This is a genomic window from Deinococcus aquaticus, from assembly GCF_028622095.1.
Lineage (GTDB): Bacteria > Deinococcota > Deinococci > Deinococcales > Deinococcaceae > Deinococcus > Deinococcus aquaticus.
The window spans coordinates 1,277,170-1,302,038 of sequence record NZ_CP115165.1; the positions used below are offsets into that span (position 1 = coordinate 1,277,170).

The window sequence follows — 24,869 nt, forward strand, 5'->3', positions numbered from 1 at the left end:
GCGGACTGCATCAGTCACTAGCTTCGCGTTACACCCGATAGGGGTGGCGGTAGGTTTGCTGAAGGTGTGGTCAGGTGGGGGCGGGTAGGCTGTCTGACATGTTGGTGTCGAGTCGGGTGCAGGATCTGCTGGGGCGTGAGCGGGCGCTGCTGGGTGACGTGCTGGGGTTGCTGGTGGGGCAGGGCGCGCCGCCGGACGTGGTGGAGGGGGCGCGGGTGGCGGTGCGGGCGCTGGATGAGGCGTTCCTGCTGGTGGTGGTCGGGGAGTTCAATGCGGGGAAGAGCTCGTTCGTGAATGCGCTGCTGGGCGCGTCGGTGCTGCCGGAGGGGGTGACGCCGACCACGGACCGGATTTACGTGCTGGTGAACGGTGAGGTGCCGGGGCAGATGGAGGCGACCCGTGATCCCTTCGTGAGTCGTCTGACGTACCCGCTGCCGAGTCTGGAGGGGGTGGCGCTGGTGGATACGCCGGGCACGAACGCGATTGTCCGGCAGCATCAGGCGCTGACGGAGGGGTTCCTGCCGCGCGCGGATCTGGTGTTGTTTCTGACGTCGGCGGACCGGCCGTTCACGGAGTCCGAGCGGCAGTTCCTGTCGCTGGCGGCGCGCTGGGGCCGGAGTGTGATCATGGTGGTGAACAAGGCGGATCTGCTGGAGACGCCGGAGCAGAAGGCGCAGGTGCGGGAGTTCGTGGAGGCGGGCGCGCGGGGCGTGCTGGGCCTGACGCCGCCGGTGCTGCTGATCAGCGCGCGGGCTGAGCAGCGGGGCGGGGACGTGGGTTTTCACGCGCTTCGTGAGGTGCTGCGGATGCGGCTGTCCGAGGTGGAACGCACGCGCCTGAAGTTGCTGAGTCCGCTGGGGACGGTGTCGGAATTGCTGGCGGGGGAGGAGGCACGGGGCGTGGCGTCCCGGCAGACGCTGGCGGAGGACCTGGGTGTGCTGCGGGAGCTGGAGGCGCGGCAACTGGCGCACCAGGAGAGCACGCTGGGAGAACTGGATGGGCAGCTGAACCGCGTGAACCGCCTGCTGAGCGAGTTCGAGGTGCGCGCCGACCGGTTTATTGACGAGAAGTTGCGGTTCGGGAACCTGCGGGGCCTGCTGAACGGGCGGGAACTGGAGGAGGCGTTCCGGCGGGAGGCGGTGGCGGAGTTGCCGGACGCGATCGACCGGCAGTTCGGGACGATGATCGACCGGTTCGTGGAGGTGAACCTGGGCTTCTGGGAGGACGTGCAGGTGTTCCTGGCACGGCGGCAGCCGGAGTCGGCGGTGGCCAGAACGCGCTTCAGTTACGACCGGGCGGCGCTGCTGGAGGGTATTGCGGGCAGCGCGCAGCAGCACCTGCAGGCGACCACGCAGACGGAACTGGCGCGGCAACTGTCGCGGGACGCTGAGGACGCCATGAAGGGCGCGGTGGGTGGTCTGGCAGGTGGCCTGGGAATCGGGGCGGGTCTGGGCGCGCTGATCGGGGCGTCCGCGCTGGATTTCACGGGCGGGATTCTGGCGGGCCTGACGCTGGGCAGCCTGGGTCTGTTCGTCCTGCCGAACAAGAGGTTGCAGGCGCACCGGCAGCTCCGTGAGAAGGTCGCGGCGCTGCGTGAGGCCCTCGAGCGGATCGTGCGCAGTGAGTACGGGCGCGAGCAGGAGCGGGCCGATACGCGCCTGCGGGACGCGGTGCGGCCGTTCACGCAGTTCACGGCGCAGGAGCAGACGCGCCTGAATGAAGCCGAGCGGAAACTCACGGCGCTGCAGGCGGAACTCGACGGTCTGCGGACCGAGGTGGGCGCGCTGTCCGCCCCGCCGCTGCCATCAGGAGGCGCGACCGGCTGACATTCTGGGTCATGCGGGTGCCGGGCGTGGAGTTGCCAGCCCGGCACCCGTTTTTCTCCTGCTCGCGTCCGCTCGGATTGAATGGCTTGCACCTGGGGTCAGGGCAGCGCTTCGGCCTCGCGGACAATCTGCAGGACGCGTTCGCGGATGCTGCGTTCCTCGCGCAGGTAGCGTCCGGCGCTCATCTGCACGCCGATGGCCGCCACGACCGTGTCGCCGGGGTGACCGTCGGGCAGGCCGCTGTGCAGCGCGTGGTACGGCACGCCCAGGGTGCACTGCCCGGGAATCCACTCCTCGATGGAGTACGCGTACCCGAGGCGGCGGACCTTGGCGACCTCGGTTTTCCATTCGTCCAGTGAGGTGATGGAACTGGGCGTGCACGCCTCGAAACTGCGGGGTGTGATGTCGGCGTGCGCGTAGAGGATCTTGCCGCTGGCGGTGGCGGTGGCGGGCAGGTACACGTCGAGCGGCAGGTCGATGTCGGCGTCCGGGTGGCGTTCGCGGATGGTCGCGACGACCTCCTCGCCTTCCAGGATGCACAGGAACGCCACGGCGCGCACCTCCAGGGCCAGCCGGGTGATCAGGGAGCGGGCCTCGGGGAACCAGGGGAGCGAGGCGGTGAGCTGCGCGCCCATCTCGGCGAGGTGCCAGGACAGGCGGTACTTGCCGGCGGGAGTGCGGCGCAGGAAGCCCGCCTCGGTCAGGCCGGCGAGGTAGGCGTGTGCGGTGGCGCGGGGCACGCTGAGGTGGGAGGCCAGCGCCCGGACGCCCCATTCGGGTTGTTCGGCGCTAAAAGCTCCCAGAATGTTGGCCGCTTTCTGGAGTGAGAGCACACGTCCAGCCTACAGGGACGACGGCGGATTGTATACATCTTTTTTCTCGTTTCCTGCCCTCATTTGACCGGGTTCAGCAATCCACATCCAGAGGCGCCGCCACCCGCAGGGAAGAGGTCGGAACCACCGTTGCGCACGGTCAAAAAGGACTGCTGATCAGTCCGGGTCGGTCCACGCCCGGAGGGGCGTTTCTCTCCTGCTCGCTCTGCGGCGCAGCTCTACGAGTCCGCTCGGGTTGAAAGCTTTTGCAGACCTTTCAACCGGCGTCCGTATCAAACGAAGCAGACGGACTCCGCATCACGCCCAACCCTGCCCGCCAGGCGCGGTCAGCTGTGGCCCGCATGGGCGCACGCTACAGTGCCCCGTGTGCCCGCCCGACCCACCCCCACGCCCCGACCTGCGCGCCTGAACCGCATCCTGCTGCCGGGGCTGCTGGCACTCGGCCTCGCTGCCCTGCCGGTCGTGGCGGCCCCGGCCTCCGCCCCGGTCAGCACCTCACCAGTCAGCGCCGCCCAGGTGCAGGCCGCGCGCGGCGAGACGGTGTACGTCCTGGCCTGCGCCATGTGTCACGGCGACCGCCTGGAGGGCCTCAGCGGTCCCGGTCTGCGCGACGAGAGCTTCGAGGCGGGCTTCGCGGACCTGCCGCCCCTGGGCCTGCACGACCTGATCCGCGACACCATGCCCCAGGACCAGCGCGGCACCCTGAGTCCGCAGGAGGTGCTGGACGTCACCGCCTACCTGCTCGGCGAGAACGGCCACGTGCTCCCGGACACCGGCCTGAACGCCGGGAACCTCTCCGGGCTGCTGCCGCACCGGCAGGACACGCCGCCCTCTCCCTGAACCGGAGCGGCCCCAGTCTGGCATCCGGTTCAGTCGCGGTGCAGGTAGGCCAGCATCAGGTCACCCGTGGCGCGCAGGGCGTCGGTGTGCGTGCGCTCGTAGGCGTGACTGGCGTCCACGCCCGGCCCGATCAGCGCGACCGGGTAATCCCCACCGGCCCGCCACGCCGCCGTGCCGTCCGAGGCGTAGAAGGGGTAGATATCCACCCGCAGGTCCAGCCCGGCCGTGCGGGCGGCGGCGCGCAGCCGGTTCCCGAGCGCGTGATCGTACGGCCCGCCGCCGTCCGCAACGCACAGCGTCACGTGATGCTCGCTGCTGGTCTGCCCGTCCCCGACTGCCGCCATGTCCACGGCGATCAGCTCGTCGGTGTGCGCGGGAATGCCGGTGGCCGCGCCGTGCCCGACCTCCTCGTACGTGGTGATGTGAAAGGCGGCCGTAATACCCGCCGGGCGGGCCAGCAGCTCGCGCGTGACCGCCAGGAACACCGCGACCGCCGCCTTGTTATCCAGGTGGCGGGCCTTCACGTACCCGCTGCCGGTCACGCGGGGCCGCGCGTCGAAACTCACGAAATCCCCCACGCTCACGCCCAGCGCCTGCACGTCCCGCGCGCCGAACACTGGTTCGTCCAGCCGGACTTCCATGACGGCCGCCTCGCGTTTCAGGTCCCGCAGCGCCGCGCCGTGCACGTGCGTGCTCTGGCGGACGTTCACGACCGTGCCCGTCAGTTCCCGCCCGGCCTGCGTGTGCACGCGCACGTCCTCGCCCTCCACGGTCGCCCAGTCGTACCCGCCCAGCCCCCACAGCCGCAGCCGCCCGCTGTCCTTGACGCCCTTGACCATCGCGCCCAGCGTGTCCACGTGCCCGCTGAACGTCACGTGCCCCGCGCCCGTGCCCGGCACCGCCCAGGTCAGCGCACCCTTGCGGGTCCGGTGGGACGGCACGCCCAGCGCCCGCAATTCCGACTCGATCAGGGTCACGGCGCGGTCCGTGAAGCCCGTGGGGCTGGGCGTGTCCAGCAGGCGCACCAGCACGTCCAGGGTGTACTCGAGGTTCAGGCCCGGAGCGCTCATGCCAGCACGTCCAGTTCGGCGACCGCGAAGCCCGCGGCCTGCGCGGACGCCAGGGTCGCCGTGAGTTCCGGCGTGCCCGGCAGTGCCAGCACGTGCAGGGTCTGCACAGCCCGCCCGTGCAGCTGCGCGGCCAGTTCCGAGTCCTCGAAGGCGTCCGGGCGGCCCGCGCGGACCAGCACGTCACCCTGCTCGGCCCGGAAATCCGGGTGCAGCGTCCACGCTTTCGAGAAGGTCTCCCAGTCCGCGCCGCGCGGCGCGTCCCACTGCACGAACGCCACCAGCCACCCGGCCGCGCGGGCCTCATCCACGTGGTGCGCCCAGTCGCGCGCCAGCGCCCGCTCGTCGCTGCGGTCCTCCAGGTCGTGACGCTGCGCGTTCAGCAGCAGCAGGGCGTTCGGGGTGAGGGTCATGCCGCCCAGAATAAGGCAGCGATCCCGTGCGGGGCGGGAACAGGAGCCGGTCAGGGGCGCAGTACGAGCTTGCCGACCGTGCGGCCGGTCTGCTGGGCGCGGTGCGCGTCGGCCACCTGCGACAGCGGGAACACCTGACTCACGTGCGAGCGCAGTTGCCCGGCCGTGACCAGCCGCACGAGTTCGTTCAGGTGCGCGCGTGACGGGTACACCAGAATCCGGGTGGCGTGCACGCCCCGCTCCTGCGCCAGTGCCGCAGACGGCGCGGCCGTGATGGACACCAGCCAGCCGCCGGGGCGGATCACCGCGAACGAGCGGTCCGTGGTGTCGCCGCCCACCGTGTCGAACACGGCGTCCACGTTCTGCACCTGCTGCTCGAAGGGCTGCGCGCGGTAATCCACGACCTCGTCGGCCCCCAGGCTGCGCACGAAGTCCACGTTCCCGGCCGAGGCGGTGGCGATCACGTGGGCGCCGCGCGCGCGGGCCAGCTGCACCGCGTAGTGCCCGACGCCCCCGGCGCCCGCGTGGATCAGGACGCGCTGACCGGCGCGCAGGTCCATCTTCTCCAGCGCCTGATGCGCGGTCAGGGCCGCCAGGGTCATGGCGGCGGCGTCCTCGTGACTCAGCGTGGCGGGCTTCAGGGTGATGTCGGCCGCGCGGGCCAGGACGTATTCGGCGTAGGCGCCGGGCAACTGCGGGAAGGCCAGCATGCCGAACACCTCGTCACCCGCCGCGAACTCCATCACGTACGGCCCGACTGCCTCGATCACGCCGGACACGTCCCAGCCCAGCACGACCGGGAATTCCTTGAGTGGCCCCCCGGCGCGCCACTTGGTGTCCACGGGGTTGATGCTGATCGCCTGTACGCGTACGAGCACCTCGCCCAGGCCGGGTGTGGGGACGGGGCGCGTGGCGGGCTGCAGGACTTCGGGGCCGCCGGGCTGCTGGATTTCCATGACGGTCATGGTCTCGGGAATGGGCATGGGGACTCCTGCGGCGGGTCCGCCCGGAGGCGCCCGCCGTTCTGAACGGGGAGGAGGGGAGGGGAGGCAGGCGGGCGGTTTCCCCCTGCGGTGGCCCCAGTCTGCCAGGGTACCCACGCATTGCCAAGTACGTACACTTCTGGTAGGTACGCACATTCTGGGAACCATGGACTGTTACCCTGCGGGCATGACCGCGCCCGCCGGACCGTCCGCACCTGCCAACCCCCTGCCCTGTCCCGTCACGACCACCGTGGCCGTGATCGGCGGGAAGTGGAAGGCCGTGGCGATCTATCACCTGCTGGGTGGGCTGCGCCGCTTCTCGGAATTGCAGCGGCGCATGCCGGGCGTCACGCAGCGCATGCTGACCCTGCAACTGCGGGAACTGGAAGCCGACGGACTGGTCCACCGTGAGGTCTACCCGCAGGTGCCGCCCAGAGTCGAGTACTCCCTGACCCCGCTGGGCCTGACGCTGGAACCCATCGTGCGCGCCATGCTGGCCTGGGGAGCCGCGTACCGCGAACGCCCCACCCGGCCCGATCCGACCCTGCCCACCCCGGACGCCTGAAGGGCGCGGCGGGCCAGACAGGCCCGCCGCGCCCCGTATACCTCCGTCCTTAGCTGTCGGCCTTCATGGCCATGATGCTGGACCCGGCGTCCACGTACACGGTCTGCCCGGTCATGCCGCTGCCCAGGTCGCTGAGCAGGAACAGTGCGAGCTTGCCGACCTCGTCGGGCGTGGCGTTGCGGCCCAGCGGGGCGGCCTCGGCGGCCTTCTCGTACATGGTCCCGAAGCCGGGGATGGAGCGGGCCGCGATGGTCCGCATAGGGCCGGCGCTGATGGTGTTCACGCGCACGCCGGCCGCGCCCATCTCGCTGGCCAGGTAGCGGGTCGTGGCTTCCAGCGCGGCCTTGGCCACGCCCATCACGTTGTACTTCGGCACGACTTTCTGCGAGGCGTGGTAGGTGAGGCTGATCACGCTGCCGCCGGGGCGCAGCAGGCTCTCGGCGTGCCGGCAGGTGGAGACCAGCGTGTACGCGCTGACGTTCAGGGCGGTGTTCCAGTCGGCTTCGGTGGTGTCCAGGAACCGGCCGTCCATGGCGGCGCGCGGCGCGAACGCGATGGAGTGCACGAGGTAATCCAGCCCGCCGAATTCGTCTTTCACGCGGCCGAACAGGGCGCCCAGGTCGTCCTCGCTGGTCGCGTCGGCCTGCTGGGTCCAGACGTTCTCGCGTCCGGCCAGCAGTTTGTCCAGCTCACCTTTCAGGCGTTCGCCCTGATACGAGAAACCCACCCGGCACCCGGCCGCCAGAAGCTGTTCCGCGATGGCCCAGCCGAGGCTGCGTGCGTTCGCCACGCCCATCACCAGGGCCGTCTTGCTGCTCAAGTCAATGCTGACACTCATGGGGGGGACTCTAGCAACCCGCGCGTGAGCCTGCTGAAGCCGGTGCAAAACGTGCCCGGGCGCCGCCCTTCCGGGCCGGGGGCGTTCCCTGCATGAAGACCGCCTCCCCCGGTGTGGGCCTTGACGCGTCAGAATCCGGTGAGAGATGACCCTGCATACTGAACGCCTGATGCTGATCCGCGCGCCGCACCTCACTGCGCCGCACGCCTTCACGACGCGTGCTGGTGGCGTGTCCACCGGTCCCTACGGTGGGCTGAACCTCGACGACCGTGAAGACGACCCCGCGCACGTGCAGGAAAACCGCCAGAGGCTGTGCGCCGCGCTGGGCTTCACGCCCGCCCAGGTGGCCCGCCTGACCCAGGTGCACGGCACCGACGTCGTGCACGCCCGCAGCGGCGGCCACTGGACCGGGGACGCCCTGGTCACCGCCGACGCCGGGGTGCTGCTGGCCATCGGCACCGCCGACTGCTACCCGCTGCTGCTGCACGACCCGCACGCCGGCGTGATCGGCGCCGCCCACGCCGGCTGGAAGGGCACGCTGGGCCGCGTGGCTGCCCGCACCGTGCAGGCCATGACGGACCTGGGAGCCGACCCGGCGCGGATCCTGGCCGCCGTCGGCCCCGGCATCCGCGCCGCCGCGTACCCGGTGGGCGAGGAGGTCGCGCTGGCCTTCGCGCAGGACGGTCTGGGCGCGCACGTGGGCGCCGACGAGGACGAACTGCGCGGCGATCCCACCTGGCACCTGGACCTCGCCGGAGCGAACCGCGCGGTGCTGCGGGAGGCGGGCATCCCGGCCGCGCAGGTGTGGGTCAGTGGCCGCTGCTCGACCGAGGCTGACTTCTACTCATACCGCCGCGACTCGGGCCGCACCGGGCGCATGTGGGCCGTGATCGGCCAGCACGCCCTGGGCGACGGTGCCGGCCGGGGGCAGGCGTGAGCCTGCTGCGCCCCCGCGCCGTGATCGACCACGTCACGCACCTCACGCCGGAATTCCTGGCCGACCGGGGCCTGCACGGCCTGCTGCTGGACCTGGACAACACCCTGGTCCCGTACGGCAGTTACGACCCGGCGGGCGTCACGCAGACCCTGGCGTGGGTGCGGGACCTGAAGCTCGCCGGGGTGGGCCTGTACCTGCTGAGCAACGCCACCGGGCGGCGCGCGGCCTTCTGGCTGGACCGCCTGGAATTCCAGGGTGTCGGGCTGGCCGGGAAACCCAACCCGCGCGCATTCCGCCGCGCCCTGAGCGAACTGGGGCTCCCGCCGCATCAGGTGGGCATGGTCGGTGATCAACTGTTCACGGACGTGCTGGGCGGCAACCTCAGCGGCATGTACACCATCCTGGTGCGCCCCCTGGCCACCAACGCCCTGCCGCACACCCGCGTGGCCCGCCGACTGGAACGCGCGGTCCTGAAACGCTACGGGCATGACTGGAACCACTGACATGACGGCACCCCCTGACCCGCCCCGCCTGCACGCGGCCCACGCTTCCCTTCCTCATCTTCCCGTAATCTGCACTTTCCCTCACGCCGCGCGGCCCGACCGGGTCTGAACAAGGAGACACAACATGGCACTCTCAATCGGTGACCGGCGCCTGGGCGCCATTCTGCTCGAACAGGGGTACGTGAACGACACGGACCTGCAAAAAGCCCTGGTCCGTCACGCCGAGGTGGGCGGCCGCCTCGCAGAGATCCTGATCGACTCCGGCATGGTCGGCGAGAAACGCATCGCGCGCGCCATCGAGGAGGCGCTGGGTATTCCGCTGGTGAACCTGCTGGTCGTGACGCCCGAACCGCAGGCCCTGGCCGCCGTGCGCTCCCAGACGGCCCTGAGCGTGCAGGCCTTCCCGTTCGCCGTGGAGGGCGGCACCCTGCGCGTGGCGATCGTGGACCCGCTGTCCAGCCTGAGCATCGAGGCGCTCGAGGACGACAGCGGCCTGAACATCGAGCCGTACCAGGCGCTGCGCGACCAGATCATGTGGGCCATCGCCACGAACTACCCGGACCTGAACCTGCAGGCCGACCTGCCTGCCGACGCCGAGGGTAACAGTGGCGGCGGCATGATGGGCCAGCGCCTGATCTCGCGCGGCCTGATCACGGACGCCCAGCTTCAGATTGCGCTGGACTCGCAGCAGCAGACGGGCGAACCGCTGGGCTCCACCCTGATCGCGCAGAAATCCATCACCGAGGATCAACTGTACGAGGTGCTGGCCGAACAGGTCGGCGCGGTGTACCTGCGTAACCCCCGCGACTTCCAGCCCAGTGAGGACGTGCTGGGCAGCATGCTGCGCGCCGACGCGCTGCGCCTGAACGCCGTGCCCGTCGACGAGACCGACTCGGGCGTCACCGTGGTCGCCAGCGATCCCCGCAAACGCGAGGACATCGAGGCGCTGGTGGGCCGCCCCGTGCAGCTGATCCTCGCCAAGCCCCGCGACGTGGAACTGCTGATCGAACGCTTCTACCCGCAGCGCGGCCGCCTGGGCGAGCAGATGGTGCAGCAGGGCACCCTGTCACGCGCGCAACTGCGCGAGGCGCTGCAGGTGCAGGCCCGCGAGGGCCGCGTCAAACCGCTGGGCGAGGTGATCGTGGAACTCGGCTTCGCCGGGGCCGACGAGATCGACAACGCCCTGCAGAAACAGAACTCCGGGGGCGGCCGACTGGAAGACACGCTGGTGCAGTCCGGGAAGCTCAGCCCGGAAATGCTGGCCCGCTCGCTGGCTGCGCAGCTCGGCTACGAGTTCCTCGACCCGGTTCAGAACCCGCCGGACAGCAAGGTCGCGCTGATGATCCCGGAAAGCACCGCCCGCCGCTACGGCGTGGTCCCGGTCCGCCTTCAGGGCGAGTCTCTGGTCATCGCCATGAAGGACCCGCGCAATGTGTTCGCGCTGGACGACCTGAAACTCATCACGGGCCGCGAGGTCATCCCGGCCGTCATGGCCGAAAAGGACATCGTCCGCCTGATCGAGCGGTACTTCGGCAGCAAGGACATGGCCGACCTGAACCAGAGGCTGGTGCAGGAAAGCAACAAGCGCGACAAGGACAACAAACGCCAGGAAGACACCGACGTCACCGCCGGACTGGACGACAACGCCGTGGTGCGCGTCGTGGACAACATCATCCGCGAGGCGGCCCTGCAGGAAGCCAGTGACATCCACATCGAACCGACCGAGACGGCCCTGCGCGTCCGCTACCGCGTGGACGGCATCCTGCGCGAGCAGAACGAGCTTCCCAAGGGCAGTTCGCAGAGCATCCTGGCGCGCATCAAGATCATGGGCCACCTGGACATCAGCGAGCGGCGCGTGCCGCAGGACGGCCGCGTGCGCTTCAAGAAGGGCAGCATCGACCTCGACCTGCGACTGTCCACGCTGCCCACCGTGTACGGCGAGAAGGCCGTCATGCGACTGCTGCAGAAGGCCAGCAACATCCCGGAAGTCGAGCAGCTGGGCTTTTCCGAACACAACTACCAGCGCTACCTGGACACCATCCACAAACCCAACGGCATCTTCCTGGTGACCGGCCCCACGGGTTCCGGGAAGTCCTTCACCAGCTTCTCGACCCTCAAGCGCATCGCGGTTCCCGAGAAGAACACCACCACCATCGAGGACCCGGTCGAGTACGAGATTCCGGGCATCATCCAGTCGCAGGTGAACAACACGGCGGGCATGACCTTCGCCCGTGCCCTGCGAGCCTTCCTGCGACAGGATCCCGACATCATCTTCGTTGGCGAGATCCGAGACACCGAAACCGCCAAGATCGCCGTCGAGGCCGCCCTGACCGGACACCTCGTGCTGGCCACCCTGCACACCAACGACGCGCCCGGCGCGATCGTGCGACTGGAAGAGATGGGCGTCGAGCACTTCAACATCGGCGCGGCCGTCGTGGGCGTGGTCGCCCAGCGCCTCGTGCGTAAGGTCTGCCCGGACTGCAAGGCCCCCACCAACGCCGACCCGGACGTGCTGCGCCGCCTGGGCATCACGGAACGCGACCTGCGCGGCGCGCAACTGATGCGCGGGGCCGGCTGCAACCGCTGCGGCGGCACCGGCTACAAGGGCCGCATGGGTATCCACGAACTGATGGTCATCGATGAGCCGCTGCGCGTGGCCATCGGTTCAGGCAGGAACGCCACCGAGATCGCCGAGGTCGCCATGACCCAGAGCGGCATGAAAACCCTGCGCCAGGACGGCATCGAGAAGGCGCTGTCCGGCATCACCACCCTCGAGGAGGTGCTGGCCGTCACCAGCAAGTAAGCTCCCGCGCGCCCGTCCCCCCCGCCCGCCCCCCGTTCACCCCCGAGGTACTCCCATGACCCAGCCCGCCGCCGACATCACCGACATCCTGCGTTTCGCCGCCGACAAGGGCGCGTCCGACGTGATCCTGACCGTGGGACTCCCCCCGAAGTTCAAGTTGCAGGGCGTGTACGACTCGCAGGGGTTCACGGAACTGGCCGCCACCGAGACCCGCAAACTGATGTACTCCATGATGAACGAGAAGCAGCAGCGCACCTTCGAGGAACGCCGCGAACTGGACTTCTCGTTCGCGCTGGGCGAGAAGGCCCGCTTCCGCGTGAACGCCTTCATGCAGCGCGGCAACGTGGGCGGCGTGCTGCGACTGATCCCCACCAAGATCAAGAGCGCCCAGGAGATGGGCCTGCCGCAGAACGTCATCGACATCGCCAACGCGCCGCGCGGACTGGTGCTCGTGACCGGCCCGACCGGCTCGGGGAAATCCACCACGCTGGCCGCCATGATCGATTACATCAACACCACCAAGAACCTGCACATCATGACCATCGAGGATCCCATCGAGTTCATGCACACGCACAAGCAGTGCGTCATCAACCAGCGTGAGGTCGGTGCGGATACCATGAGCTTCAACGACGCCCTGCGCGCTGTGCTGCGTCAGGCCCCGGACGTCATCCTGGTCGGCGAAATGCGCGACTACGAGACCATCAAGGCCGCCGTGACCGCCGCCGAAACCGGTCACCTCGTGATGGGCACCCTGCACACCAACTCTGCCCCGGAATCCATCGACCGTATCGTGGACGTGTTCCCGGAAGAGCAGCAGTCGCAGATCCGCGTGCAGCTCGCCAACAACCTCGTGGCCGTCATGACCCAGCAGCTGCTGCCCCGCCTGGACGGACAGGGTCGCATCCTGGCGTACGAACTGCTGATCGCCAACCCCGCTGTGCGCGCCCTGATCCGCGAGGGCAAGACCTACCAGATCACCAGTGTCATGCAGACTGGCGCGCGCGAGGGCATGGTCACCATGGACGCCTTCCTGGCGAACCTGTACCGCCGCCGCGTGATCTCCTTCGACGTGGGCGTGGAACGCTCCGTGGACAGCAAGGAATTCGCCCGCCTCGCCAACGACCCCACGGTCGGCACGGCCGGCGGCAGCGCCGCCGCGCCCGCCGGGTACGGCAGCGCGCCCGTGGCTGGCTTCGCGCCCAGCACCGCCCCCGCACCCGGCGGGTACGCGGGCCGTGACGCCGGAGCCGGGCGCGGCGCGGATACCGGACGCAGCGCCAGCACCACCAGCACCCCCGAAATGGGCGGCGGCACCAGCGGGTACGGACGCCGCTGACCGACCCGCACAACAGGAACGTCCCCCCAGTCTGACTGGGGGGACGTTCCTGTTGTGCGTTTTGTTGTGACGCCGGGTGCTTACGCGCCGGGCTGGGTGGGGGCCTTGCTCAGGGGGACCGGCATGCTGTCCGTATCGGCCTCGGGTTTGGGCAGCAGCAGCAGCTCCAGCACCTCTCCGACCCGCTCGGCCGCGTGGATGCGCAGGTCACCGCGAATGCTGTCCGGCACTTCCTGAAGCTGAGGCTCGTTGTCCTTGGGAATGATGACCTCGCGGATCCCGCCCTGGTGCGCGGCCAGCAGTTTCTCCTTGACGCCGCCGATGGGCAGCACCCGGCCGCGCAGGCTGATCTCGCCGGTCATGGCGACGTCCATGCGCACGGGGCGGCCGGTCACGGCGCTGATCACGGCTGTGGCGATCGTGATGCCGGCGCTGGGGCCGTCCTTGGGCGTGGCGCCGTCCGGGAAGTGCACGTGCAGGTCCATCGTCTTGTGGAAGTCGGGGTCCGCGCCGTACTGCGCGGCGTGCGCCCGCAGGTACGCGATGGCCGCGCTGACGCTTTCCTTCATCACGTCACCCAGCGAGCCGGTCATGACGATCTTGCCGTTGCCGGGCGTGGCGAGCGCCTCGACGAGCAGCATGGTGCCGCCCACGCTGGTCCACGCGAGGCCCTGGGCCACGCCAACCTGCGGTTCCTTCTCCATCTTCTCCGGGCGGTGCACGGGCACGCCCAGGTAATCCGGAACCTGCGCCGCGTCGATGACTTTCACGCCGTCCCAGGCCTTCTCCAGCAGTTCGCGGGCGGCCTTGCGGGCCAGTTTGCTGACCTGCCGGTCGAGGTTCCGCACGCCGCTCTCGGCGGTGTACTCCTCGACGATGCGGTTCAGGGCGGCGTCCGTGATCTCCAGCTTGCCGGTCAGGCCGTGGCTCTTGATCTGCCGGGGCACGCGGTAACGCCGGGCAATCTCGACCTTCTCCGGCTGGGTGTAGCCGGGAATGTTGATGATCTCCATGCGGTCCAGCAGCGGGCGCGGAATGGTCTGCAGGCTGTTGGCGGTCGTGATGAACATCACCTGCGACAGGTCGTACGGGACTTCCAGGTAGTGATCCTGGAAGGTGTGGTTCTGTTCGGGGTCCAGCACTTCCAGCATGGCGCTGCTGGGGTCGCCGCGCCAGTCGCTGCTCATCTTGTCGATCTCGTCGAGCAGGATCACGGGGTTCGTGACGCCCGCGTTCTTCATGGCCTGAATGATCCGCCCCGGCATGCTGCCGATGTACGTGCGGCGGTGACCGCGGATCTCGGCCTCGTCACGCACGCCGCCCAGCGCCATGCGGACGAACTTGCGGTTCAGGCTGCGCGCGATGCTCTTGCCCAGGCTGGTCTTGCCGACGCCGGGAGGGCCGACGAGCACCAGGATCGGGGCGCGCAGTTCGGCGTCGTCCGTGCGTTCCTCGGCGCTGCGTTCCTTGCGGGCTTCCTCGGTCTCGCCGGGCTTGTGGGTCAGCTGACGCACCGCCAGGAATTCCAGGATGCGGTCCTTCACGTCGCCCAGCGCGTAGTGATCGGCGTCCAGGATCTCGCGGGTGCGGGCGATATCCAGGATCTCCTCGTCGCGTTTGCTCCAGGGCACGTCGACCAGCCAGTCGATGTAGTTGCGGACCACGGTGCTCTCGGGGCTGCCGCCGGGCGTGCGTTCCAGACGCTGGAGTTCCTTCAGCGCCTTTTCCTTCACGCTGTCGGGCATGCCGGCTCCCTCGATCTTCTCGCGCAGCGCCTCTACCTCGGCCGGGCCGTCCTCACCGCCGCCGAGTTCTTTACCGATGGCTTTCATCTGCTCACGCAGGTAGTACTCGCGCTGGTTGGCGTCCATCTGTTCCTTGACGCGCCCCGCGATCTTCTTGTCCATGTTGAAGCGTTCGGTGTCGCGGCCCAGGAACTTCAGCACGCCTTCCAGGCGGGCGCGCAGCGCGACGGCCTGCAGGATCTCCTGCTTCTCCTCAGGCGTCCAGGTGGCGTGGTGCGTGACCTGATCGGCGAGCGCGCCGGCGTCGGTCAGGGCTTTCAAGCCTTCAAGCTGGTAGTTATCCAGGCGCAGGTTCTTGTTCTGGCGCTGGTACTCCTCAAAGGCACTCTTGACTTCCTGGGCCAGTACGACGACCTCGCGGCTGTCGTCGGCGGGCGCGGGCTGCGTTTCGGCGCGCACGCGCATGTAGGCCGAGGGCACCTCGTCCTGCACGGCGGCGCGTTCCTGCGCCTCGACGAGCACCTGATAGGTGTTGTCGGGCATACGCACGACCTGCTTGATGACGGCCAGCACGCCCATGTCGAACAGTTCGGCGCGGGTGGGGTCGTCGGTGCGGGCGTCACGCTGGGTCAGCAGCAGCACGCGGCGGTCGCTGGCCTGGGCCTCGTCGACGGCGCGTTTGCTCTTGGGGCGGCCCACGTCGACGTTCATGGTGACGCCGGGCAGGATCACGATGTTTCTTAAGGCGACTACGGGCAGTTCCCAGATCATGCTTGCTCCTTACGGCCACGCCCTTGCGGGCGCGGGAATGGTTGAGTGTAACGCGGGGACTCCGGTAGACGACACCCCCGCACGGTGTCCCAGAAGTGTAGGGACGCCGGCAGGGGCTCGCTGTAATCTCTGTTGCGTTTAGGCAGACTTCTTGAGTCCCTTAGACTCAAGCAGGGCCAGCGGCGCATCGATGTGTTCCGCGTCGAAACGCAGGTCCTTCAGGCCCTCGACCGGCAGTTCGAACAGCAGGTCCGTCATGGCCTTCTCCAGAACGGCCCGCAGTCCACGCGCCCCGGTCTTGCGGTCACGCGCCCGGCGCGCCACCTCCCGCAGGGCTTCCTCCGTGAACGACAGGTCCACATCCTGGAAGCCGAACAGCGCCTGGTACTGCGACGCGATGGCCCCCTGCGGCTCGGTCAGGATGCGCACCAGCGCCTCCTCGTCCAGATCCTGAAGTTGCACGACCAGCGGCAGGCGACCCACGAACTCGGGAATCAACCCGAACTTCACGAGGTCTTCGGGCAGGAAGCGCAGTTCGGCCTTCTCGTCGCCCTTGTGCTCGGCCCCGAAGCCCACCGCGCGCACGTTCGTGCGGCTGCGGCCGATGTCCGCGATCCCGTCGAACGCGCCGCCCACGATGAACAGGATGTTTTTCGTGTTCACCTGCACCAGTTCCTGCTGCGGGTGCTTGCGGCCCCCCTGCGGCGGCACCTGCGCGACCGTGCCCTCGATGATCTTCAGCAGCGCCTGCTGAACACCCTCGCCCGACACGTCACGCGTGATGCTGGTCCCCTCGGACTTGCGGGCGATCTTGTCGATCTCATCGACGTAAATGATCCCGCGTTCGGCGGCGGCCACGTCGTACTCGGCGGCCTGCAGCAGGCGCACGATCACGTTCTCCACATCGTCACCCACGTACCCGGCCTCGGTCAGGGTGGTCGCGTCCGCAATCGCGAAGGGAACTTCCAGCATCTCGGCCAGCGACTGCGCCAGCAGCGTCTTGCCGGTCCCGGTCGGCCCGATCAGCAGGATGTTGCTCTTCTGAAGGTTCACGTCCGGGTGCGCCAGCCGCTGGTAGTGACTGACGACCGCCACGGCCAGCGCCTTTTTCGCCTCGTCCTGCCCGATCACGAACTCGTCGAGGTACGCCTTGATCTCACGCGGGGTCGGCAGTTCTTCCAGGCTGAACTCGGCGCCCACCTTCTTGTTCTGCTTGACCAGCTCGTGCGCCCGCTCGGTGCACTCGTTGCAGATGAACGCCGCGCGGCCCGGAGCCTCGATCAGCTGCGCGATCTGCGGGTGCTGCCGGCCACAGAACGAGCAGCGGTCCCCACCATTCTTCGTCACTGTTCCTCAGCCTCCCCGGACCGGACGCGGTCCACCACACTGTCGATCAGGCCGTACCCCATGGCTTCCTCGGGCGACATGAAGTAGTCGCGTTCCATGTCCCGCATCAGTTTCTCGTGCGGAATGCTGGTGTGCTCGTGGTAGATGCCGACCAGCTTGTCACGCAGGTGCAGCACCTCCTTGGCCTGCACTTCCAGGTCCGGCGTGTTCCCACGGAAGCCCGCCGACCCCTGGTGAATCATGATCCGGCTGTTCGGCAGCGCCATGCGCTTACCCTTATCCCCGGCCATCAGCAGCACGCTGCCCATGCTCATCGCGATTCCCACGCAGATCGTGCTGATCGGCGCCTTGATGTAGCGCATGGTGTCGTAGATCGCCAGGCCCGCGTACACCTCACCGCCGGGGCAGTTGATGTACATCTGGATCTCCTGCTCCGGGTTCTGGCTGTCCAGCAGCAGCAGCTGCGCCACGATGGTGTTCGCCATCTGCGACTCGATGGGCGTGCCCACGAAGATAATCCGGTCCTTCAGCAGGCGCGAGTAGATGTCGTACATCCGCTCGCCACGCCCGGTCTGCTCGATCACGTAGGGAATCACGCTCATAGAGCAATTATCGCACGGCGCGGGAACGGGAACGTAGGCGAACCCGGACTTAACTGCACTGCGTTGATCCCGCAGACAGACCGGGCGGAGGGAGAAGCAGGAACAGGCCGTCCCAGTGGCCGTGAAGGGCTCCGGGCGCGTCATCATACGGATGTCGTCTGTTTCGTTCACAGCCCGGTGTCGTCCCGGGGTGTGAACTCCATGCCCGCAACCCGTTTCGCTCCTGCTCGCATCCGCTCGGACTGGACGGTTTGCCAGGACCATTCAATCGGAGTCCGTATCAGGTCCGCGTCACGCCGTAGGCTGGCAGGTATGCGGGTCAAGATCAGTGAAGTGGCGACTGCCGCCGGCGTGAGCGCCGCCACCGTCTCCAAGGTGCTCTCGGGCCGCCCCGGGTACACCGTCAACGTCAGTACCGCCGAACGCGTCCGCGAGGCCGCCCGCACGCTCGGGTACGTGCCGGACGTCGCCGCGCGCAACCTGCGGACCCGCCGGACCGGGCAGCTGGGCGTCATCCTGGAAGCGGTCGGGGCGTCCGAACCCGAGGACCTGACCGACGGCGTGAATGCCGCCGCCGTGCGCCGCACATTCGACGGGGCGATCATGGCGGGCCTCAGCGGCGCGGCCCGCGACCTGGGCGTCCCGGCGCTGGTCGTGTACCCCGGCGGGAACGTCCCCCCGGAAAGTTTCCTGGACGGCCGGGTGGACGGCCTGCTGGTCAGCTGCAACCCGCTGCGCGGCCATGAGCTGCTGCACGCCCTGGCCGCCGCGCGCCTGCCGGTCGTGGCCCTGTGGACCCAGCAGGCCCCGCCGGGCCTGAGCGCCGTGGACGTCGATCACCGCGCCGGGACGCGGCAGGCCACCCGGCACCTGCTGGACCTGGGGCACCGCCGGATCGTGTTCTACGGCGCAGGGCGCGGCAGTCAGGTCGAGCATTTCCGGCGGCGCGAGGACGGCTACCGGGACGCGCTGGAGCAGGCGGGCCTGAGCCCCCGCCCCGCCCTTCACGGCGGCCCCGACCTGATCGCCCAGGTGCGGCGGGACGGCGTGACCGGCGTGGTCGCCGAGACGGATCTGGCCGCCGCCGCCGCCTTTCACGCCCTGCGCGAGGTGGGCCTGCGCGTGCCCGAGGACGTGTCCCTGGTGGGCTTCGACGACATTCTGGGTGCCGAGTACATCGCGGGCGGACTGACCACCGTGTACCACCCGGCCGCCGAGATGGCCGCCGGGGGAGTCGCGGCCCTGATGCGCCGCATGGAAGGTGCGCCCGCCACGCAGACGCTGCTGCCCACGCACCTGGTGCGGCGGCACAGTACGTCCGCGCCGCGCCGCTGACCGGGAGCCGCGCCGCGCAGGTCGGCGGGCGGATTCGCTGGGTGGAATCGGCAGGCAGGGTCGGGCGGTGGGGAAGAGGCGGGCTGCACTGAAGCGGAGCCCGCCTCTCCCTCTTGCGCCGGGGGGGGCGTTCTGTATACTGAACCTGTACCGAAATCGATTTCCATGATGGTCTGAATGCCTCGCCCGAGGCTCAGGACCGCCGCCCTGCCCCCCGGCCCAGTGCCCCCACTGGGAGTCCAGGCAGGCCCCCTCACACAGGCCTGCACCTGCATCCAAAGGAGCCCCATGAAACGACACGCGACCGTCCTCTGCACCCTGCTCGGCCTGTCCCTGCTGGCCGGCCCCGCCCACGCCCAGGCCCCGATCACGGTGGGCGTCAGCTGGTCGAACTTTCAGGAGGAACGCTGGAAGACCGACGAGGCCGCCATCAAGGCCCAACTGAGCAAACTGGGCGCGAAATACATCAGCGCCGACGCGCAGAGCAGCAACGAAAAACAACTGTCGGACATCGAGAGCCTCATCACGCGCGGCGCGAACGTCCTGATCGTTCTGGCGCAGGACTCCGAGGCCATCCTGCCCGGCGTCTCCAAGGCCAGGGCCGAAGGGATTCCCGTCATCTCCTACGACCGCCTGATCGAGGACCCCTGGGCCTTCTACATCTCCTTCGACAACAAGGAAGTCGGCCGCCTGCAGGCCCGCATGATCCTGGCCGCCAAACCCAAAGGCAACTACGCCTTCATCAAGGGCAGCCCCACCGACCCCAACGCGCAACTGCTGTACGACGGACAGCTGGAAGTCCTGGCGGGCGCCCTCAAGTCCGGCGCCATCAAGAACGTGGGCAACCAGTTCACGGAAGCCTGGAAACCCGAGGTCGCGCAGCGCAACATGGAACAGATCCTGACCGCCAACGCCAGCAAGATCGACGCGGTCGTCGCCTCCAACGACGGCACGGCCGGCGGCGCCGTCGCCGCGCTGGCCGCCGTGGGCCTGTCCGGCAAGGTCCCCGTCTCCGGCCAGGACGCCGACAAGGCCGCCCTGAACCGCATCGCGCTGGGCCAGCAGACCGGCACCGTCTGGAAAGACTCCCGCACCCTGGGCACCGAGGCCGCCAGGATCGCCGTGCAACTGGGGCGCGGCACCAAGCTCGCCGCCATTCCCGGCGCGAAAGTCTTCAGCGGCGGGCCGCGCAAGGTCAAGGTCAGCAGCATCCTGCTCAAGCCCGTGGTCATCACCAAAGCGAACCTGGGCACCCTGATCACCGCCAAGTGGGCCACCAAGGCAGAAATCTGCAAGGGCGTCAGCGGCGCTGCGGCCCCCGCCGCCTGCAAGTAAGCCCGTCCACCCGGCACATTTACCCTGCCCTGACCATCACCCCCACCCGCCGCCGACCGGCCCGGACGTCGCGCCCCTGTCAGGTTGATTCCTGAAAGGACGGCGCGACTTTCACGCCCCTGGAGACCCATGCAGACCGTCCGTACCGCCCCGCTGACCCGCCCCCTGATGCACCGGCTTGGCCTGGACGGCCGGCTGGTGTTCATGGTGGCCGCCATTGCCGTCATCTGGATTCTCTTTCACCTCCTCACGCAGGGCACGTTCATCAGCGCCCGGAACCTCTGGAATCTCTCGGTGCAGACCGCGTCGGTCGGCGTGATGGTCAGCGGCATGGTGCTGGTGATCGTCATGCGTAACATCGACCTGTCCATCGGGTCGGTGCTGGGCTTCACCGGGATGGCCATGGCCGTCGTGAACACCCGCCTCGTCACGGCCGACACGTGGTGGGGCACGCTGATCACGCTGCTGATCGGACTGCTGCTGGGAGCCCTGGTGGGGGCACTTCAGGGCACCTGGATCGCGCGGCTGGAGGTGCCGTCGTTCATCGTCACGCTGGGCGGCCTGCTGATCTTCCGGGGCGGCGCGTGGCTGCTTACCAGCGGCCAGACGGTCGCGCCCCTCACCGAGTCCTTTCAGGTGATGGGCGGCGGCCTGAACGGCGCGATCGGCGGCCCCTGGAGCTGGGTGGTGGGCCTGACCCTGATGGCCGCCATCGGCCTGTCCGACCTGAACACCCGCCGTACCCGCGACCGGCGCGGCCTGCCCAACCGCCCTCTGGCCGTGCAGGCGCTGTTTACCGGCGGGAGCCTGCTGCTGGTGCTGGCCTTCGTGCTGGTCATGAACGGCTACCCGGACCCCCGCACGGGCCTGCCGCGCGGTATACCGGTGCCCGTGCTGATCATGCTGGCCGTGACCGCGCTGATGATGTGGGTCGTGCGCGCCACCCGCTTCGGCCGGTACGTGTTCGCGTACGGCGGGAACCCGGAAGCGGCCCGGCTGGCTGGCATCAACACCACCCAGCTGACCATCACGGTCTTCGCGCTGATGGGCGCCCTGGCAGCCCTGGCCGGAGCCATTCAGACGGCCCGCCTGAACGCCGGCACGAACAGCACCGGCACCCTGGCCGAACTGAGCGTCATCGCCGCCGCCGTGATCGGCGGCACGTCCCTGTCCGGCGGGACGGGCAGCATTCCCGGCGCGTTCCTGGGCGCGGTCCTGATGGCCAGCCTGATCAACGGCATGCTGCTGCTCGACCTGTCCAGCGCGTGGCAGAACGTCGTGCAGGGCCTCGTGCTGATGCTGGCCGTGACCCTCGACGTGATCGCGCAGAGGAGACGCACCCGCTGATGACCGACCCACACCCCACCGCCCCCGGCACCCCACTGATCGAGACGCGCGGCCTGTCCAAGGCCTTCGGCGGCGTGCACGCCCTGGAGAACGTGGACGTGCAACTGCACTCCGGCGAGGTCCTGGGCCTGCTGGGCCACAACGGCGCGGGCAAGAGCACCCTGATCAAGATGCTCTCCGGCGCGTACACGCCCGACACCGGGCAGGTCCTGATGAACGGCCAGGAGGTGCGCCTCAGCTCCCCACGCGCCGCGCAGCGACTGGGCATCGAGACGATCTACCAGAACCTCGCGCTGGCCGACAACCTCGACGTGGCCGCCAACATCTTCCTGGGCCGCGAACTGATGCGCGGCGGACGGCTCGACGAGGACACCATGGAGCTCGAGAGCCGCCGCGTGCTCGACCGCCTGAAAGTGAACCTGCCGGACCTGAAAAAACCCGTGTTCAACCTGTCCGGCGGGCAGCGGCAGTGCATCGCCATCAGCCGCGCCATCCACTTCCGCGCGCGGGTCCTGATCATGGACGAACCCACCGCCGCGCTCGGCCCGCAGGAGACCGCGCAGGTGAATGAACTGATCGCCTCGCTGAAACAGGAGGGCGTGGGCATCTTCCTGATCAGCCACGACCTGCACGACGTGTTCGATCTGGCCGACCGCCTGACCGTCATGAAGAACGGCCGCGTGGTCGGCAGCGTCCGCACCGATCAGGTCACGCAGGACGAGGTGCTGGAGATGATCATCGCCGGGAAAGTCCCGCGCGCCTGAACCCCGGCCCGGCACGGTCAATACACCATAGGAACGGGCCCGCCAGTGATTCCTGGCAGGCCCGTTCAGGTGGGGCGTTCAGTCCCGCGTTCAGTCCACCAGCAGGGGGATCAGGACGGGGTTGCGGCCCGTGACCTTGCGCACGAAGCGCCTGACGGCTCCGTACATGTCGTCACGCACGTCTTCAAGGCGTTTCTTCTCGCGCAGGCCCTGTTCGATGGCTTCCAGCGCGACCTTGCGGATCTGCCCGTCGAGTTCACGGTTGGCGCGCACGAAGCCGCGCGACACGATTTCCACGTGCGGGGTGGGGTGCAGCACGGCTGTCATGATCAGGATGCCTTCCTGGCTCATGTTCACGCGGTCGAGCAGCACGTCGTCCCCGATGTCCCCGACGCCCAGGCCGTCCACGTACACGGCTCCGGCGGGTACGGTGCCCGTGACCTTGAATTCGTCCTGGCTCAGGCGGATCACGTCGCCGTTCTTGGCGATCAGGGTGCGCTTGGGCGGGCGGGGGAGGGTCTGGGCGAGGCGGGCGTGGTTGATCTGGTGGCGGGGCTCACCGTGCCACGGCAGGAAGTACTTGGGCCGCGCGAGGTTCAGGATCGTGGCGAGTTCTTCCTGGCTGCCGTGCCCGGAGGCGTGCACCTTGTAGGTGGGGGGGTAGTACACGTCCACGCCGATCTCGTACAGGCGGTTGATGACGAGGTTCACGGCTTCCTCGTTCCCGGGGATGGGGTTGCTGCTCAGGATGACGCTGTCGCCGCGGCGCAGGGCGATCTTGGCGTGGTTCCCGAACGCCAGGCGCGACAGGACGCTCATGGGCTGGCCCTGGCTGCCGGTGCAGACGTACAGCACCTGCTGGTCCTGCAGGCCGCCGACCTCGTCGTTCGTGAGGAACGGTTCGGGCAGTTCCATGTACCCGAGCTGCTGCGAGACCTGCGCGTACTTGAGCATGCTGCGGCCTTCCATGACCACGCGGCGGCTCTGGCGGTGCGCGATGTTGATGACGTTCTGGATGCGGTGCACGTTCGACGCGAAGGTCGTCATGAACACGCGGCCCTTGATGCCGGCGATCAGGGTTTCCAGGCTGCGGGCCACGTCGGCCTCGCTGGCCGTGCGGCCCGGACGCTCGGCGTTGGTGGAGTCGCTGAGCAGCAGCAGTACGCCGTCCTTCCCGGCCTGCTCGATGCGCGCCAGGTCCGAGAGTTTGCCGTCGCTGGGTTCCTCGTCGAGTTTGAAGTCCCCGGTGTGCAGCACCACGCCGGCCGGCGTGGTCAGGATGTACCCGGCGTTGTCGGGGATCGAGTGGGTCATGCGGATGAATTCCACCTGGAAGTGCGTGCCGATGCGGATCTTGTCGGTCAGCCCGATCTCGCGCAGGTCCACGTCGCCGTCCTTGATGCCGAACTCGGACAGTTTCTCGCGCACCAGGCCCAGCGTCAGGCCCGCGCCGTACACGGGAATGCGCGGCAGGCGGGGCAGGACGTACGGCAGGCTGCCGATGTGATCCTCGTGCCCGTGCGTGAGGATCATGCCCTTGATCAGCCCGGCGTTCTGCTGCAGGTAATCGATGCGCGGGATGATCAGGTCGATGCCCATCTGGTGGCTTTCCGGGAAGGCCAGCCCGGCGTCCACGATCATGATCTCGTCTTCAAAACGGTAGGCGGTGATGTTCTTGCCGATCTCGCCCATGCCGCCCAGCGGAATGACTTCGAGGTGTGGGGCGGCGACCGCTTCGGTCTGGTCGGCTTTGTGTTGGGTCATGGGTACTCCGGGTGGCCTGCGGGCAGAGCGCAGGCGGGTTGTGTGAGACGGCGGGGCCTGGAATGCGGCCTGAGTGTGGATCATGCGGTTGTGTCGCTCGGCCCCCCGGTAGTGCCCTGGGACGTGGTGCCCGGGGACGGGGTCAGAGCGCGGTAGGTTCAGGCTACCACACCCCACACCCCGCGCTGCGCGCCCCCCGCCAGATGCCGGTGCCAGCGGAGCGCGGGGACGCGGTATCATCCGGGACGTGACCTCTCAACGCATTCTTGTCATCGAGGACGACCTGGATATCGCCAACGTCCTGCGCATGGACCTGACGGACGCCGGCTTCGAAGTGGAACACGCCGATTCGGCCATGAACGGCCTGATCAAGGCCCGCGAGGAGCAGCCCACGCTGATCCTGCTGGACCTGGGTCTCCCGGATTTCGACGGCGGTGACGTCGTGCAGCGCCTGCGCAAGAACAGCGCCGTGCCCATCATCGTGCTGACCGCCCGCGACACCGTCGAGGAGAAGGTCCGCCTGCTGGGCCTGGGTGCCGACGACTACCTGATCAAGCCCTTCCACCCGGACGAACTGCTGGCCCGCGTGAAGGTGCAGCTCCGGCAGCGCACCACCGAGAGCCTCACCATGGGCGAACTGACCCTGGACCCCCAGAAACGCCTCGTGACCTACAAGGGCGACGAGCTGCGCCTGTCGCCCAAGGAGTTCGACATCCTGGCGCTCCTGATCCGCCAGCCGGGCCGCGTGTACTCCCGCCAGGAGATCGGCCAGGAAATCTGGCAGGGTCGCCTGCCCGAGGGCAGCAACGTCGTGGACGTGCACATGGCCAACCTGCGCGCCAAACTGCGTGACCTGGACGGCTACGGCCTGCTGCGCACCGTGCGTGGCGTCGGGTACGCCCTGCGCGGCTGAGC

General features: G+C 68.7%; 21 protein-coding genes. 12 read left to right on the plus strand and 9 right to left on the minus strand.

Translation table 11 applies throughout. The annotated features are described in order from the left end of the window. Positions 1-98 precede the first annotated feature (98 nt). A complete protein-coding gene (locus tag M8445_RS06275) occupies positions 99-1,826 on the plus strand; it encodes a dynamin family protein (RefSeq protein ID WP_273990456.1) in 1,728 nt (575 codons plus the stop codon). Between the two features lie 98 nt (positions 1,827-1,924). On the opposite strand, the gene M8445_RS06280 is transcribed toward M8445_RS06275, so the two are convergent. Next, entirely contained in the window at positions 1,925-2,659 is a 735-nt protein-coding gene (locus M8445_RS06280) for an IclR family transcriptional regulator (RefSeq protein ID WP_273990457.1), read from the minus strand. A 366-nt stretch (positions 2,660-3,025) separates the two neighbouring features. On the opposite strand from M8445_RS06280, the gene M8445_RS06285 reads away from it, so the two are divergent. Next, the gene (locus tag M8445_RS06285) at positions 3,026-3,499 is read left to right on the plus strand and encodes a c-type cytochrome (RefSeq protein ID WP_273990459.1); all 474 of its coding nucleotides are present in this window, start codon (positions 3,026-3,028) and stop codon (positions 3,497-3,499) included. A gap of 29 nt (positions 3,500-3,528) precedes the next feature. Here M8445_RS06285 and M8445_RS06290 read toward each other — a convergent pair whose 3' ends face one another. From M8445_RS06290 to M8445_RS06300, 3 genes are read right to left on the minus strand one after another with little or no spacing between them, the layout of a single operon-like run. Next, positions 3,529-4,569 (minus strand): M42 family metallopeptidase, encoded by a 1,041-nt coding sequence (locus M8445_RS06290; protein ID WP_273990461.1) that lies wholly within the window; start codon positions 4,567-4,569, stop codon positions 3,529-3,531. After that, on the minus strand, positions 4,566-4,979 hold the full coding sequence (locus tag M8445_RS06295; RefSeq protein WP_273990463.1) for an isochorismatase family protein: 414 nt from the start codon (positions 4,977-4,979) through the stop codon (positions 4,566-4,568). The genes M8445_RS06290 and M8445_RS06295 overlap by 4 nt, the downstream gene beginning before the upstream one ends. Positions 4,980-5,029: 50 nt before the next feature. Beyond that, positions 5,030-5,962 carry an NADP-dependent oxidoreductase gene (locus M8445_RS06300; protein ID WP_273990464.1) on the minus strand — a complete coding sequence of 311 codons (933 nt, stop codon included), beginning with the start codon at positions 5,960-5,962 and terminating at the stop codon, positions 5,030-5,032. 187 nt (positions 5,963-6,149) lie between these two features. On the opposite strand from M8445_RS06300, the gene M8445_RS06305 reads away from it, so the two are divergent. Continuing rightward, a complete protein-coding gene (locus tag M8445_RS06305; RefSeq protein ID WP_273990465.1) occupies positions 6,150-6,527 on the plus strand; it encodes a winged helix-turn-helix transcriptional regulator in 378 nt (125 codons plus the stop codon). Between the two features lie 49 nt (positions 6,528-6,576). Here M8445_RS06305 and M8445_RS06310 read toward each other — a convergent pair whose 3' ends face one another. Beyond that, on the minus strand, positions 6,577-7,365 hold the full coding sequence (locus M8445_RS06310; RefSeq protein WP_273990467.1) for an enoyl-ACP reductase FabI: 789 nt from the start codon (positions 7,363-7,365) through the stop codon (positions 6,577-6,579). Between the two features lie 145 nt (positions 7,366-7,510). Here M8445_RS06310 and pgeF point away from each other — a divergent pair, with 145 nt between their 5' ends. From pgeF to M8445_RS06330, 4 genes are all read left to right on the plus strand, one after another. After that, complete coding sequence (gene pgeF / locus M8445_RS06315) at positions 7,511-8,302, plus strand: peptidoglycan editing factor PgeF (RefSeq protein ID WP_273990468.1); 792 nt, start codon at positions 7,511-7,513, stop codon at positions 8,300-8,302. Next, entirely contained in the window at positions 8,299-8,805 is a 507-nt protein-coding gene (locus tag M8445_RS06320; RefSeq protein ID WP_273990469.1) for a YqeG family HAD IIIA-type phosphatase, read from the plus strand. The genes pgeF and M8445_RS06320 overlap by 4 nt, the downstream gene beginning before the upstream one ends. 124 nt (positions 8,806-8,929) lie before the next feature. Beyond that, on the plus strand, positions 8,930-11,608 hold the full coding sequence (locus tag M8445_RS06325; protein ID WP_273990470.1) for a type II/IV secretion system protein: 2,679 nt from the start codon (positions 8,930-8,932) through the stop codon (positions 11,606-11,608). Positions 11,609-11,663: 55 nt separating this feature from the next. Continuing rightward, the gene (locus tag M8445_RS06330) at positions 11,664-12,944 is read left to right on the plus strand and encodes a type IV pilus twitching motility protein PilT (protein ID WP_273990472.1); all 1,281 of its coding nucleotides are present in this window, start codon (positions 11,664-11,666) and stop codon (positions 12,942-12,944) included. Positions 12,945-13,024: 80 nt separating this feature from the next. Here the strand turns inward: M8445_RS06330 and lon are convergent, their stop codons facing one another. From lon to clpP, 3 genes are all read right to left on the minus strand, one after another. Next, entirely contained in the window at positions 13,025-15,460 is a 2,436-nt protein-coding gene (gene lon / locus M8445_RS06335; RefSeq protein WP_273990473.1) for an endopeptidase La, read from the minus strand. Between the two features lie 138 nt (positions 15,461-15,598). Continuing rightward, complete coding sequence (clpX, locus tag M8445_RS06340) at positions 15,599-16,807, minus strand: ATP-dependent Clp protease ATP-binding subunit ClpX (protein ID WP_273990474.1); 1,209 nt, start codon at positions 16,805-16,807, stop codon at positions 15,599-15,601. Next, a complete protein-coding gene (gene clpP / locus M8445_RS06345) occupies positions 16,804-17,409 on the minus strand; it encodes an ATP-dependent Clp protease proteolytic subunit (RefSeq protein WP_273990475.1) in 606 nt (201 codons plus the stop codon). Before clpP ends, clpX begins: the two co-directional genes overlap by 4 nt. A 312-nt stretch (positions 17,410-17,721) precedes the next feature. On the opposite strand from clpP, the gene M8445_RS06350 reads away from it, so the two are divergent. The 4 genes from M8445_RS06350 (at position 17,722) to M8445_RS06365 (ending at position 22,190) form a co-directional block, all read left to right on the plus strand. Continuing rightward, positions 17,722-18,744 carry a LacI family DNA-binding transcriptional regulator gene (locus M8445_RS06350; RefSeq protein ID WP_273990476.1) on the plus strand — a complete coding sequence of 341 codons (1,023 nt, stop codon included), beginning with the start codon at positions 17,722-17,724 and terminating at the stop codon, positions 18,742-18,744. Positions 18,745-19,032: 288 nt separating this feature from the next. Then, positions 19,033-20,079 (plus strand): D-xylose ABC transporter substrate-binding protein, encoded by a 1,047-nt coding sequence (xylF, locus tag M8445_RS06355; protein ID WP_273990477.1) that lies wholly within the window; start codon positions 19,033-19,035, stop codon positions 20,077-20,079. Between the two features lie 129 nt (positions 20,080-20,208). Further along, positions 20,209-21,426 carry a sugar ABC transporter permease gene (locus M8445_RS06360; RefSeq protein WP_273990478.1) on the plus strand — a complete coding sequence of 406 codons (1,218 nt, stop codon included), beginning with the start codon at positions 20,209-20,211 and terminating at the stop codon, positions 21,424-21,426. Continuing rightward, entirely contained in the window at positions 21,426-22,190 is a 765-nt protein-coding gene (locus M8445_RS06365) for an ATP-binding cassette domain-containing protein (protein WP_273990479.1), read from the plus strand. The genes M8445_RS06360 and M8445_RS06365 overlap by 1 nt, the downstream gene beginning before the upstream one ends. Positions 22,191-22,280: 90 nt before the next feature. Here M8445_RS06365 and M8445_RS06370 read toward each other — a convergent pair whose 3' ends face one another. Further along, on the minus strand, positions 22,281-23,954 hold the full coding sequence (locus M8445_RS06370) for a ribonuclease J (RefSeq protein ID WP_273990480.1): 1,674 nt from the start codon (positions 23,952-23,954) through the stop codon (positions 22,281-22,283). Positions 23,955-24,201: 247 nt separating this feature from the next. On the opposite strand from M8445_RS06370, the gene M8445_RS06375 reads away from it, so the two are divergent. Beyond that, positions 24,202-24,867: a response regulator transcription factor gene (locus tag M8445_RS06375; RefSeq protein WP_189065307.1), complete on the plus strand. Its 666-nt coding sequence runs from the start codon at positions 24,202-24,204 to the stop codon at positions 24,865-24,867. Positions 24,868-24,869: the final 2 nt, after the last annotated feature.

Excerpts from the sequence above, each read along its gene's own strand:
- M8445_RS06330 (WP_273990472.1), top strand. The coding sequence starts at position 11,664 with ATGACCCAGCCCGCCGCCGACATCACCGACATCCTGCGTTTCGCCGCC.
- pgeF (WP_273990468.1), top strand. The coding sequence starts at position 7,511 with ATGACCCTGCATACTGAACGCCTGATGCTGATCCGCGCGCCGCACCTC.
- M8445_RS06325 (WP_273990470.1), top strand. The coding sequence starts at position 8,930 with ATGGCACTCTCAATCGGTGACCGGCGCCTGGGCGCCATTCTGCTCGAA.
- M8445_RS06305 (WP_273990465.1), top strand. The coding sequence starts at position 6,150 with ATGACCGCGCCCGCCGGACCGTCCGCACCTGCCAACCCCCTGCCCTGT.
- M8445_RS06300 (WP_273990464.1), bottom strand. The coding sequence starts at position 5,962 with ATGCCCATTCCCGAGACCATGACCGTCATGGAAATCCAGCAGCCCGGC.
- M8445_RS06365 (WP_273990479.1), top strand. The coding sequence starts at position 21,426 with ATGACCGACCCACACCCCACCGCCCCCGGCACCCCACTGATCGAGACG.
- lon (WP_273990473.1), bottom strand. The coding sequence starts at position 15,460 with ATGATCTGGGAACTGCCCGTAGTCGCCTTAAGAAACATCGTGATCCTG.
- M8445_RS06275 (WP_273990456.1), top strand. The coding sequence starts at position 99 with ATGTTGGTGTCGAGTCGGGTGCAGGATCTGCTGGGGCGTGAGCGGGCG.
- M8445_RS06360 (WP_273990478.1), top strand. The coding sequence starts at position 20,209 with ATGCAGACCGTCCGTACCGCCCCGCTGACCCGCCCCCTGATGCACCGG.
- M8445_RS06310 (WP_273990467.1), bottom strand. The coding sequence starts at position 7,365 with ATGAGTGTCAGCATTGACTTGAGCAGCAAGACGGCCCTGGTGATGGGC.
- M8445_RS06295 (WP_273990463.1), bottom strand. The coding sequence starts at position 4,979 with ATGACCCTCACCCCGAACGCCCTGCTGCTGCTGAACGCGCAGCGTCAC.
- M8445_RS06290 (WP_273990461.1), bottom strand. The coding sequence starts at position 4,569 with ATGAGCGCTCCGGGCCTGAACCTCGAGTACACCCTGGACGTGCTGGTG.
- M8445_RS06350 (WP_273990476.1), top strand. The coding sequence starts at position 17,722 with ATGCGGGTCAAGATCAGTGAAGTGGCGACTGCCGCCGGCGTGAGCGCC.
- xylF (WP_273990477.1), top strand. The coding sequence starts at position 19,033 with ATGAAACGACACGCGACCGTCCTCTGCACCCTGCTCGGCCTGTCCCTG.
- M8445_RS06370 (WP_273990480.1), bottom strand. The coding sequence starts at position 23,954 with ATGACCCAACACAAAGCCGACCAGACCGAAGCGGTCGCCGCCCCACAC.
- clpP (WP_273990475.1), bottom strand. The coding sequence starts at position 17,409 with ATGAGCGTGATTCCCTACGTGATCGAGCAGACCGGGCGTGGCGAGCGG.